General features: G+C 39.3%; 9 protein-coding genes. 8 read left to right on the top strand and 1 reads right to left on the bottom strand.

Features of this window, described 5'->3' with window-relative positions; translation table 11 throughout:
• The first annotated feature begins 245 nt into the window (after positions 1-245).
• The 6 genes from lepA to pdxJ are packed head-to-tail and all read left to right on the top strand — an operon-like array spanning position 246 to position 6,054.
• Positions 246-2,033: a translation elongation factor 4 gene (lepA, locus tag ALFOR1_RS12495; RefSeq protein ID WP_104643154.1), complete on the top strand. Its 1,788-nt coding sequence runs from the start codon at positions 246-248 to the stop codon at positions 2,031-2,033.
• 16 nt (positions 2,034-2,049) lie between these two features.
• Positions 2,050-2,985 (top strand): signal peptidase I, encoded by a 936-nt coding sequence (gene lepB, locus ALFOR1_RS12490; protein WP_058548620.1) that lies wholly within the window; start codon positions 2,050-2,052, stop codon positions 2,983-2,985.
• A 2-nt stretch (positions 2,986-2,987) separates the two neighbouring features.
• Positions 2,988-3,665, top strand: a complete 678-nt coding sequence (gene rnc, locus ALFOR1_RS12485; RefSeq protein WP_058548619.1) for a ribonuclease III — start codon at positions 2,988-2,990, stop codon at positions 3,663-3,665.
• Entirely contained in the window at positions 3,655-4,587 is a 933-nt protein-coding gene (gene era / locus ALFOR1_RS12480) for a GTPase Era (protein ID WP_058548618.1), read from the top strand. Before rnc ends, era begins: the two co-directional genes overlap by 11 nt.
• Before the next feature lie 20 nt (positions 4,588-4,607).
• Positions 4,608-5,300, top strand: coding sequence for a DNA repair protein RecO (gene recO / locus ALFOR1_RS12475; protein ID WP_058548617.1), 693 nt, complete (start codon positions 4,608-4,610; stop codon positions 5,298-5,300).
• A 22-nt stretch (positions 5,301-5,322) separates the two neighbouring features.
• Positions 5,323-6,054: a pyridoxine 5'-phosphate synthase gene (gene pdxJ / locus ALFOR1_RS12470; protein ID WP_058548616.1), complete on the top strand. Its 732-nt coding sequence runs from the start codon at positions 5,323-5,325 to the stop codon at positions 6,052-6,054.
• A 112-nt stretch (positions 6,055-6,166) separates the two neighbouring features.
• On the opposite strand, the gene barA is transcribed toward pdxJ, so the two are convergent.
• Positions 6,167-8,941 (bottom strand): two-component sensor histidine kinase BarA, encoded by a 2,775-nt coding sequence (barA, locus tag ALFOR1_RS12465; protein ID WP_104643667.1) that lies wholly within the window; start codon positions 8,939-8,941, stop codon positions 6,167-6,169.
• A 110-nt stretch (positions 8,942-9,051) separates the two neighbouring features.
• Here barA and rlmD point away from each other — a divergent pair, with 110 nt between their 5' ends.
• Both rlmD and relA read left to right on the top strand, forming a co-directional pair.
• Positions 9,052-10,377, top strand: a complete 1,326-nt coding sequence (gene rlmD / locus ALFOR1_RS12460) for a 23S rRNA (uracil(1939)-C(5))-methyltransferase RlmD (RefSeq protein WP_104643153.1) — start codon at positions 9,052-9,054, stop codon at positions 10,375-10,377.
• An 8-nt stretch (positions 10,378-10,385) separates the two neighbouring features.
• Positions 10,386-12,542 carry a GTP diphosphokinase gene (relA, locus tag ALFOR1_RS12455; RefSeq protein ID WP_058548614.1) on the top strand — a complete coding sequence of 719 codons (2,157 nt, stop codon included), beginning with the start codon at positions 10,386-10,388 and terminating at the stop codon, positions 12,540-12,542.

Genomic DNA, 12,542 nt, shown 5'->3' with positions numbered 1-12,542 from the left:
CCAAAGTAACTTGGAAATACAAGGAGCCGTGGTTTTTATAATTGTTTTACGCGAGGAAAGTTATTTAGGCTAAACGGCTCTAAATCAATGTTATTCAAGCTATAAAATAATTTTAACCCACCTTAAAAAGCGTAAGTTTAGTGTGAAAGTTATAAACTAAATTTGTGGCATCCTAAAGCAAGTATTTTCAAGTCACTTAGGTGTATGTACTTAGTCCATTAAAATAGAAGTTTAGAATCCAGTTTATGAAGCATATCCGTAATTTTTCGATCATCGCCCACATTGACCATGGTAAATCGACCCTTTCTGACCGTTTGATCCAAGTTTGTGGCGGTTTAACCGACCGTGAAATGCAGAAGCAGGTTTTGGATTCAATGGACATTGAGCGCGAACGTGGTATTACCATTAAAGCGCAAAGTGTAACGTTGAACTACAAAGCAAATGATGGTGAAACATACCAACTTAACTTCATCGACACGCCAGGGCATGTTGATTTTACTTATGAAGTATCTCGTTCATTAGCTGCGTGTGAAGGTGCATTATTAGTAGTAGATGCAGGCCAAGGCGTAGAAGCGCAAACATTGGCAAACTGTTATACCGCTATCGAAATGGACTTAGAAGTAATTCCTGTACTTAACAAAATTGATTTACCGCAAGCCGATCCGCTTCGTGTAGCTGAAGAAATTGAAGGTATTATTGGCATTGATGCCTTAGACGCTGTGCAGTGTAGCGCTAAAACAGGTGTAGGTATTGCCGAAGTTCTTGAAATGATTGTTAAAGACGTTCCGCCACCAGAAGGTGATAAAGAAGCGCCTTTACAAGCACTTATTATTGACTCGTGGTTTGACCCATACCAAGGTGTTGTATCACTTGTACGTATTAAGCATGGTGAACTACGCGCGGGCGACAAAATAAAAATAATGTCAAACGAGCACGTTCATACCGCTGACCATGTTGGTATTTTTACCCCTAAGCAAACAAATACCGGTATTTTACGTACTGGCGAAGTAGGTTTTGTTATTGCGGGTATTAAAGAAATACACGGTGCGCCAGTTGGCGACACCATTACTCATCAAAAAAATGCAGCACCGCTTCGTTTACCAGGCTTTCAAAAAATTAAGCCACAGGTTTATGCCGGTATGTTCCCAATTGCATCTGATGAATATGAATCGTTCCGTGATGCACTAAATAAATTAAGCTTAAACGATGCGTCGTTATTCTTTGAACCAGAGAATTCGACCGCACTTGGTTTTGGTTTCCGCTGTGGCTTTTTAGGAATGCTACACATGGAAATTATTCAAGAACGTTTAGAGCGTGAATACGATATTGATTTAATTACGACGGCACCTACTGTAATCTACGAAGTAGTTACTAAAGAAGGTACTACTCAGATTGATAATCCATCTGATTTACCTGCGGTAAACGATATTTTAGAAATTCGTGAGCCAGTAGTAGAGGCTAATATTCTTGTTCCTCAAGAGTATTTAGGTAGTGTTATTACGTTATGTGTTGATAAGCGTGGTGTACAAACCAAAATGAGTTACCACGGTAAGCAAGTAGCTGTGACGTATGAGCTACCGATGGCTGAAGTGGTAATGGACTTTTTTGATAAGTTAAAATCAACAAGTCGTGGTTTTGCATCACTTGATTATAACTTTAAGCACTTTCAAACCTCAGACATGGTACGCGTTGATATACTTATTAACGGTGAGCGTGTTGATGCGTTAGCAATTATTGTACACAGAGATAGCGCTCAATCGCGTGGGCGTCAGCTTGCTGATGCGCTTAAAGAGCTCATCCCGCGTCAAATGTTTGATATTGCGATTCAAGCAGCTATCGGACAGCATGTTATTGCGCGTACAACGGTTAAGCAGTTACGTAAAAACGTAATAGCTAAATGTTACGGTGGTGACGTGAGTCGTAAGAAAAAGCTACTGCAAAAGCAAAAAGATGGTAAAAAACGAATGAAGCAACTAGGTAATGTTGAAGTGCCTCAAGAAGCGTTTTTAGCTATTTTGAAAGTTGGTAAATAAAAACAAAGGATTATAGATGGCTGGTTACTTTTCAGTTTTATTGGTGTTATTAACCTTAGGCTCAGGTTTAATATGGTTAATAGACCACCTGTTGTATGCGCCAAAAAGGCAAGAGCGTTTGGCTATAGCGCAAACCTCTGCTGGCAGCCAGTTAGATGAAGAAACAGCTGCACTAATAGCACCAGAACCAGTAATAACTGAAACTGCAAAGTCGATTTTTCCGATGATTGCAGCTATTACTATTTTTAGGTCATTTATTTTTGAACCGTTTCAGATTCCATCAGGTTCAATGATGCCTACTTTATTAGTTGGCGACTTTATTTTAGTGCAAAAATATTCTTACGGAATTAAAGACCCAGTTTGGCGTACTCAGTTAGTTGATATGGGTGAGCCAGAACGTGGTGATATTGTTGTTTTTAAATATCCGTTAGATGAAAGAGTTGATTATATTAAACGCGCAATTGGTTTACCGGGCGATAAAATTGTTTATCGCGATAAGCGTTTATATATTCAACCAAACTGTAAAGAAGGTGAAACCCAACAGGGCGAGCTTCTATGCAATGAATTCAATAAAATTGATTTTAAACTAATTAATGATAACGAATTTAAACAAGGCCAAATGTCGCTTGCACGTGTAAACGAAAATTTAACTACACTAAAGCACGACATTTTAATCAACCCACGCGCACCTGAAAGAAAAGGGCGTTACTATCAGCAACCAGGCACACCTTCAGATGAATGGACTGTACCTGCTGATCATTATTTTATGATGGGTGATAACCGCGATAACAGCCAAGATAGTCGCTTTTGGGGCTTTGTACCAAAAGAAAACTTGGTGGGTAAAGCTGTCTTTATATGGATGAGTTTTGAATTTGAAAATGGCCCAGATGATGTTTTACCAGGATGGGTTCCAACTGGTGTTCGTTTTGAACGCCTAGGTAATATTCAGTAACAATGAAAAAAAATGTAACAGAATTATATAATAGAATTGGCTATGTATTTGCTGATCAAGGTTTACTTGAACAAGCAATGACGCACCGCAGCCACAAAGGTCAACATAATGAGCGACTAGAGTTTTTAGGCGACTCAATATTAAGCTTTGTAATTGCCAATGCGCTTTATGCTAAATTTCCAAAAGCACGCGAAGGCGATTTAAGCCGTATGCGTTCTACGCTTGTGCGTGGCCAAACTCTTGCTGAATTTGGTCTCGAATTTGGCCTAGGCGATTACTTGCGCTTGGGGCCGGGTGAGCTTAAAAGTGGAGGTTTCCGCCGTGAGTCTACACTTGCTGATGCAGTTGAAGCCATTATTGGCGCAGTATTTTTAGATTCAGATATTGAACGCTGCGGAGAACTAATTTTAGCGTGGTACGAGTCTCGACTTGATGCTATTTCACCAGGGCTTAATCAAAAAGATCCGAAGACCCTGCTGCAAGAGTATCTACAAGCCCGTAAATTATCTTTACCGGGTTACACTGTTGTTGACACTAAAGGCCAAGCACATAATCAAACATTCACGGTTGAATGTATTGTTGATGGAATGGATAGCATAATTTCTGTTGGTAGCTCGCGCCGTAAAGCCGAACAAAAAGCTGCCGAAAAAGCATTGAAGATACTTAAAAATGAACCTTGATACCTTAATACAACCTCATGAAGGTGATGTAGATACATTTTGTGGAATGGTTGCCATTGTTGGTCGCCCAAACGTAGGTAAATCAACTTTGCTTAATGAAATCATTGAGCAAAAAGTAAGTATTACCTCGCGCAAACCACAAACTACACGCCACCGTATTATGGGTATTCATACCGAAGGTAAACACCAAGCGGTATACATAGATACACCAGGTCTTCACGTTGAAGAAAAGCGTGCTATTAACCGTTTAATGAACCGTGCAGCGTCTAGTTCAATTGGTGATGTAGAGCTTATTATTTTTGTTGTTGAAGGCACTCATTGGAATGCTGATGACGAAATGGTACTTAATAAGGTGTCGCAAAGTGGTAAGCCGGTATTATTGGTTATAAATAAAATTGACCAAGTTAAAAACCGCGATTTAGTGCTACCTCACATGAAAGAGCTTGGTGACAAGTTTGATTTTGTTGGCATTATGCCAGTATCGGCAACACAAGGTAAAAACGTTGATTTGATCAAAGCAGAAGTAACTAAACGCTTACCTCCTTGTGAGTTTTACTTCCCTGAAGATTACGTTACCGATCGTTCTATGCGCTTTATGGCAGCAGAGGTTATTCGTGAAAAGCTAATGCGCTTCATGGGTGAAGAACTTCCATATTCTGTAACTGTTGAAATAGAGCAGTTTAAATGGCAAGAAAACGGTGTATGGCATATCAACGGGTTAATACTTGTTGAGCGTGAAACACAAAAGCGCATGGTAATCGGTAATAAAGGCGAAAAGCTAAAAACGATTGGCCGTGAAGCCCGTAAAGACATTGAAGAAATGCTCGACAACAAAGTATTTTTAGAACTTTGGGTAAAAGTTAAATCTGGTTGGGCTGATGACGAACGAGCACTTAGAAGCTTAGGTTACGGTGAAGACTAAACCAATAAGCAGCTTAATGAATGGATAGCGACTTCTACACAGCGTATTTGTTACATCGGCGTCCTTATAGTGACTCCCAAGTAATGCTTGATATGCTGGTAGAGGGCGTGGGCCAGTTAAGAATGCTGGCGCGAATTAGTGGCCGCCAGGCCACTAAGCATAAAGCACAACTTCAGCCGTTTCAGGCATTACTTGTTCACTACAGCGGCAAGTATGATTTAAAATATATCAATAAATTCGAATTACATGGTAACCCGCATTATTTAAAAGGTGACGAGTTATACTGTGGTTTTTATTTAAATGAATTAACTAATCGTATTGTGCCTGTTAATGAACCCATTGAACAAGTATTTGAACTTTACAAATCTCACCTTGGTAACCTTAATAGCGGTGCTAATTTGCAAGCTGTGCTGCGCTCATACGAGTTTCAATTGTTAGAGCTTTTAGGCTACGGTGTCGATTTTAGTTTTGACGCAAGCGGTGAGCCAATAGACGAAGCGCTTACGTATAGCTATTTCCCTGAGCTTGGTTTTTTAATGCAAGACGATGTACGCTCAGGATTTAGTGGTAAACAGCTTAATGCAATTGCAAATCATGACTTTAGCCAAAGCGATGTGCTATATATGGCAAAGCAATTAAGTCGCTATTTATTAAAGCCCTTACTAGGTAGTAAACCATTAAAAAGCCGTGAGCTATTTATGGCCTCTCAATAAACGTAATTTTACAGGTAGAACAATGAAAGATATTCTTTTAGGTGTAAACGTAGATCATATTGCAACACTTCGCCAAGCACGTGGAACAAACTACCCAGATCCGGCTCACGCAGCCAGTGTAGCTGAGCACGCAGGTGCTGATGGCATTACGATTCATTTACGTGAAGACAGACGCCATATTCAAGACCGTGACGTTTATGTAATGGCTAAAACTATTCAAACTCGTATGAATCTTGAAACCGCTGTTACCGATGAAATGATAAAAATAGCGCTTGAAGTAAAACCTGAGTACGTGTGTTTAGTACCTGAAAAACGTGAAGAGCTAACGACTGAGGGTGGCTTAAATGTAGCTGGCAATATAGATAAAATTAAAGCTGCGACTAAAACTCTTGGTGATGCGGGTATTAAAGTATCGCTATTTATTGATGCAGATAAAGTGCAGTTAGACGCAGCAAAAGAATGTGGCGCTCCATTTGTTGAAATACACACTGGCGCATATGCCGACGCTACTAATGACACTGACTTACATAAAGAGCTTGAGCACATTCGCGAAGGCGTTAAATATGCAGCAAGCATAGGCTTAATTGTAAATGCAGGACATGGCCTTCATTATCATAACGTTAAGCCAATTGCTGAAATGCCCGAAATATACGAGCTAAACATTGGCCACGCTATTATAGCTCGTGCAGCTATAGATGGCCTTGATAAAGCCGTGCGCGATATGAAGCGATTAATGATTGAAGCAAGAATGTAATTTTTATCTTTGATTTAAATTTTACAAAAGCGCAGTTTTACTGCGCTTTTTTAGTTTAAGTAACTAAATTTAAGTTACTGAATTTAAGCAACTTAGTTTAAGTAGCCGTAAGCTAGCGTTGAAGCTCGGTGACATTGGCATCAGCTAATAAATTTTCAAGCTCATCTTGAAGCTCAAATAACTCAGGTTCAATATTCTCTAGTATGCATTCACTTTTGAGTGATGTTTCAATGGTTTCTGCTAGTGATTTAAGCTTAGGTACGCCGGTGTAACAACATGCACCATGAAACTTGTGCACTATGCTAAGTACTTGCTTACAATCATTACTTTCAATAGCTTTAGCAAGGAGTGTGAGTGTTTCAGGCACACTTAGCAGTAGCATATTAAGCATCTCGAGTGCTAACTCGCTTTTGCCGCCAGCACGTTGCAATGCCTGCGCCCAGTCAATTCGAGTACTTTGAAATGGAGCAGGGCTTTGTGGAATATCTATTTTAGCTTTATCACGGTTTATAGGTGTTTGTGGGCTATGATCGCAAATAATTTGGCTTAACATATCCTCATCAATAGGCTTAGTTAAATAGCCTTTAAAACCATCTTTTAAAAGTTGTTCTTTTTCACTGTGAAGCGCATGGGCTGTTACTGCAATAATAGGTGTATCTTCATTTAATGATGATTCGCGAATAAGCTTACATGCGGTAATGCCATCCATTATTGGCATTTGTATATCCATAAATATCACATCGTACTTATGACTTTTGCTTAAGCTGTATGCTTGAGAGCCATTATGAGCGGTTTCTACAACCTCTACTTGCTCTTTTAATAACGTACAAATAAGTTTTAAGTTAGCGTCGTTATCGTCAACAACAAGCACTTTTAATGGTAATAAAGCTTGCTCATTTTGCTCAATATTATGAGTAGGGTGATCAAGTCTATAAGGCGCAGCAAGTACTTCACATAACTTACGGTGATTAAGCGGTTTACTCAAACAAGCGTCAGCGCCACTGCCTATAAACGCTTCTCGCATGTTGTGCGATACAGTATTAAGCATTAAATATAAGTAGTCGGTTGATTCGCGTACGGCTTTTACATAGCTTTTTAGCTGCTGCATATCATCAACAGACGCCATATGGCCAATTAAACAAATATCATATTTATATTCGCTATTTTTAATAGCATCTAAAAAGCTGGTCTCGTTAAAGCACGCTGTTACGTTTGATTGCCACTGAGTTAATAATGAAAGCACTGCATGGTGTGTATGTTCATGCGGCTCTAAATATAAAATACGCTTACCAATGAGCGATTTCGATGGTAAGTCGTTAGTAAATATATGGTTTGGTAAGTTAAATACACTATTGAATGTAAAACATGTGCCGTTACCTGGTGCTGAGTTTAATGTAATGCGGCCGCTCATCGCCTCAACTATATGCTTGGTAATAATAAGCCCCAGGCCTGTGCCACCAAATTTACGTGTAATACTTGAATCTGCTTGGCCAAAAGGGGTGAATAGTGAATCCCTTTTGGCCATAGGGATACCCACACCAGTATCGGTTACCGAAACCAATAAAGAAGCACGCTCGTCATCGAGTAACCGGTGACTTATATCGACCTTAATTGAGCCTTTCTCAGTAAACTTAATCGCGTTGCTTAAAAGGTTTATTAAAACTTGTTTAAAGCGCGTTGGGTCGCCGGTTAAATCATCTGGCACGTGCTGGTTTATGTATATAGATAACTCTAATTGTTTTTCGTGTGCACTAGGCGCTAGTAATGTCATTACCTCATTAACAGCATCGCGAAGTTGAAACTGAATTGACTCAAGCTCCATTGCACCCGCTTCAAGTTTAGAAAAATCTAAAATATCGCTAATTATGGTCATTAAACTATTTGCCGAGAGCATAATTGTATCAAGGTAATCTTTTTGATTTTTATTAAGTGGCGTTTTATAAAGTTGGCGGGTAAAGCCAATAACACCATTAAGCGGAGTGCGCAGCTCGTGACTCATTTTAGCTAAAAAGTCTGATTTAACTCGGTTAGCGTCTTGCGCTTCTTTTTTAGCAAATGAGAGTTCTATATTTGAGGTTTCATATTGCTCAAGTGTTTCACGGTAGTCGCTGGTTGCTTGGTCAATATTTTTTTGCATCTCATCTTTTTGCATCACCATAGTGTGAGCAATGGTATTTAAACCTTCGCGTAGCAGCTCAAATTCACCAATCATGCTATCGGTTAAGCCAGTGTTTCTTTTTCCTTCAACAAGTTTGTCGGTGGCAAGTACTAACTTATTAAGAGGGTTCATAAACATACGGCTAAGTCTTAATGCCAAAATAGCGGCAAACACCAGCGACAAAATAATAACAATACCGCTAATTAATAGCGCTCGTTGCTGGCCAATAACGGCTTGGTCTTTATTTAATTGTAAAATTACAGTACCAAGTGATGACTGAAAAGCCGAAGGGTCCCATTTAGAATCATGACTTGTATGGTTAATGACTGGCGTAAAAAAAGTGATGAGCTCTGCATTTTTTTGCACATGAGTCGTTTTTAAATTTTGTAGTGTTTGCTGGTTAATAAGCTTGTCAAATGAGCGGTGGTAATTACTGGTCATTAACAGCTCATTATTTTTATCAAAAATCGCTATCGATTTGATTGCAGGGGAGTGTTTGTTATGTGTATAGCTAATAAGGCGATTTAATAATTGTTTGTTTTTTTCAAGCATAGGTTGCTCAAGGGCAATAGCAAGCGGCTCAGAAATAGTTGCGCCTTGTTGATATAAAATTTCATCAAGCTCAATGTAACGATTTATTGTAAAATAGCCACCAAGTAGTAATCCTATGATCACCGTTGGGATCAGGGTCAGTGTTAAAACAGAATCGCGTAAGCCTAATTTGGTCATAATGGGAGCGTTATTATCATTATTAGTATGATTTGAGTATATACGGTTCAACTCGCATTCTAAAGCATCTAAACATAGGTGCATTACAAATAAAGTGAAGGTAATGCCTAATGGCGCAAATTTTTAAAGCGAAAAAAAAACCGCTTAAGCAACAAACATTAGAATTAAATATCACAGGTATAGATCACCAAGGGCGTGGTATTGCTAAGCATAAAAATAAAGTGTGTTTTGTAAGTGGTGCATTACCTAATGAAACGGTTAAAGCAACACTTGTTGAAGATAAAGCGAAATACAGTAGTGCTAAGGTAATAAAAGTAATAAACGCCAGTGAATTTAGAACAGATGCATTTTGCGAGCATTATAATCACTGCGGTGGTTGCCAGTTACAGCACCTAGAAGTTGCTCAGCAAGTTATTGAAAAGCAAACAGCGGTTACTCAATTATTTAATAAATTTGCTAAATTAAAAGAGCTGAATTGGCAAACTCCGCTATTGAGCAAATCAACTCATTACAGGCGCAGTGCTCGGATTGCCGTTATGTTTGATAAAGCCGCTAAAAAAATGCGTGTAGGCTACAGAGCCAGTGGCTCTAAAAACATTGTAAGTATTAATAAATGCGCGGTACTTAATGATGTTTTTGCAAATGTATTTACTCTTTTTGATGAGTTAATTAATCAACATAAAGCGCTTCACAGTATAAGTCACCTGCAGTTATGCCAAAGTGATGAGCAAAACTTTGTGGTTATTCGTCACACAAAAACAATTAACGATGAATTTAAGGCAATAGTTGAGCAAGCTGCACTTAACCAGCAATATACTATTGTATGGCAAAGCGAGAGTGACGTTATTGATCATTCGCACTTAGCGATGCCATTTTATTACCTTAAAGATTTAGATCTAAAATTTGAATTTGGTTTAAGTAATTTTATTCAAGTTAATGCGCAAGTTAACGAAGCTATGTTAAAGCAAGCTGCAAATTGGCTTAATTTAAATGGGGACGAAAATCTATTAGATTTGTTTTGTGGTATTGGTAATTTCTCATTAGTGTTGGCAAAACAAGCCAAATCGGTAATTGGTGTTGAAGGCGTCACTTCAGCTGTTGCAATGGCTGCTCAAAATGCGCAAACTAACCAAATTACTAATACGCAGTTTCATTGTTTTGATTTAACGCAAAATATGCAAAACGCGCAGTGGTTTAGTAAAGAGTTAGACGTACTCGTGCTTGACCCTTCTCGTACAGGTGCAATGGCTGTTTTGGAGCAATTACCACTGAAGCAGTTTAAAACTATTTTATATGTGTCTTGTGACCCTGTTACTTTAGCCCGTGACAGTGCAATTATTTCGCAAGCAGGCTTTGATCTTAATAAAATTGGGCTAATGAATATGTTCCCTCATACAGGGCATATCGAAACTATGGCGTTATTTCAACGGAGGTAAAGCGCACTATGGTAGCTACACGACAATCACATCAACAAGATGAGAGTACAGACTTTAGCACGCGGCTTTCGTTACTTGGCTTGTCTGAGGAAAAAACAGAGCTACTAAATCAAGCCCAAGCCCTGTGCGATAAATGTGATAACCAAAGCCGGCAAAACACAGCAATCGAAATGGTAGAAATTTTAGCTGAGCTAAATCTTGACCCTGAATCGTTAGCTACTGCATATTTAACGCCTTATTTTTTAAATGATCTTATATCGCTTGAAATCATAGAAGAGCAGCTAGGTAATAACATTGCTATGCTGCTAACGGGTGTAGCGCAAATGGCCACTATTAGTACTTTATCGCACCAAGGTAAAGGCACTATGCAGGTCGATAATATCCGAAAAATGCTATTAACCATGGTTGAAGATGTACGCGCTGTTGTTATTAAACTTGCAGAGCAGGTATGTCATTTACGTAATGTAAAAGATGCCGACGAAGAAGAGCGAGTTATTGCCGCAAAAGAAACAGCCGATATTTTTGCACCACTTGCAAACCGTTTAGGAATAGGGCAATTAAAATGGGAGCTTGAAGATTTATCGTTCAGGTATTTACACCCAGATACCTACAAAGGCATTGCCAAACAGTTAGATGATAAACGACTTGCTCGCGAAGCCTATATGGAAGATATGGTTGAGCAGGTAAAAAACCGCTTAAGTGAGGCCGGTATAGAAGCGCAAGTGTACGGGCGGCCTAAACATATCTACAGCATTTTTAAAAAAATGCAGCAGAAAAACTACGAGTTTGATCAGCTTTTTGATATTCGCGCAATGCGTATTGTGGTTGAGCGTCTACAAGATTGTTACGGCGCGCTTGGCATAGTACATACAAACTGGCGTCATCTTAATAAAGAATTTGATGACTACGTTGCCACACCAAAGCAAAATGGTTATCAGTCTATTCATACTGTGGTATTTGGCCCTGAGGGCAAAACCGTAGAAATACAAATACGCACCAGCGATATGCATCAAGATGCTGAGCTAGGTGTTGCTGCGCACTGGATGTATAAAGAAGGCGCATTACCTGGACGAGGCTCAGGTTACGAGCAAAAAATTAGTTGGCTGCGTAAATTACTGCAATGGCAAGAAGAAGTCGTTGATGGGGGCGATTTAGCCGAAGAGCTAAAAAACCAAGTAGTAGAAGACCGTGTGTACATTTTTACCCCAAGTGGCGATATTATTGATTTACCATTAGGTGCTACACCGCTTGATTTTGCCTACTACATTCACTCAAACGTAGGTCACAGGTGCATAGGCGCTAAAGTATTTGGCAAAATAGTGCCGTTTACACATCAGTTATCAACGGGTGATCAAGTAGAGATACTGACTCAAAAGCAACCTAATCCAAGCCGAGACTGGCTTAATCCATCATTAGGTTATATTAAATCATCACGTGCAAGAGCTAAAATACATCACTGGTTTAAGCAGCTCGACCGCGATAAAAACCTAAGTGCGGGTAAAGAAATCCTCGACAGTGAGTTACAAAAGCTTGATTTAACCTACAAAGATTTAGATCCCGCCATCAAGCGCTTTAATTTTAAAGAGCTCGATGACTTAATGGTTGCCATTGGCGCAGGTGATGTACGCTTAAACCAAATGCTTAACTTTGTTAGCGACCGTACAGAAGATGAACCGGTTATACGTTTTAAAGCACCAAGTAAAGTAACGGGTGATAAAAACGGCATTGTAGTGGACGGTGTTGGTAGCTTAATGAGTCATGTAGCTAAGTGTTGTCGTCCTGTGCCTGGCGACCAAATAATTGGCTATATAACCCAAGGCCGTGGTATTGGTGTTCATAAAGATGACTGCGACGCATTTAATAACTTAAAAACACAGCATCCTGAACGCGTGATCTCAGTAAGTTGGTCTGACGATATTAATGGCTCTTATGCACTGAGCATAAAAATTGAGGCCAGCGATCGGTCTGGTTTAATCCGCGATATAAGCTCTGTGCTTGCTAATGAAAAGGTCAACGTATTAAACATGAACGTAAATACGGTTGGCGCAGACCAACTTGCCGTATTTACTATGCAAATTGAAGTACATGACTTATCAGGTACTAATCGAGTACTTTCAAAACTACTTCAGATTGAAGGTGTTCACGATGCTAAGCGCAGCCAATAA

Source organism: Pseudoalteromonas carrageenovora IAM 12662 (assembly GCF_900239935.1).
In the GTDB taxonomy this organism is placed as follows: domain Bacteria; phylum Pseudomonadota; class Gammaproteobacteria; order Enterobacterales; family Alteromonadaceae; genus Pseudoalteromonas; species Pseudoalteromonas carrageenovora.
Note: the sequence above shows the minus strand (reverse complement) of the source record. Positions and strands in the feature narration are given on the sequence as shown.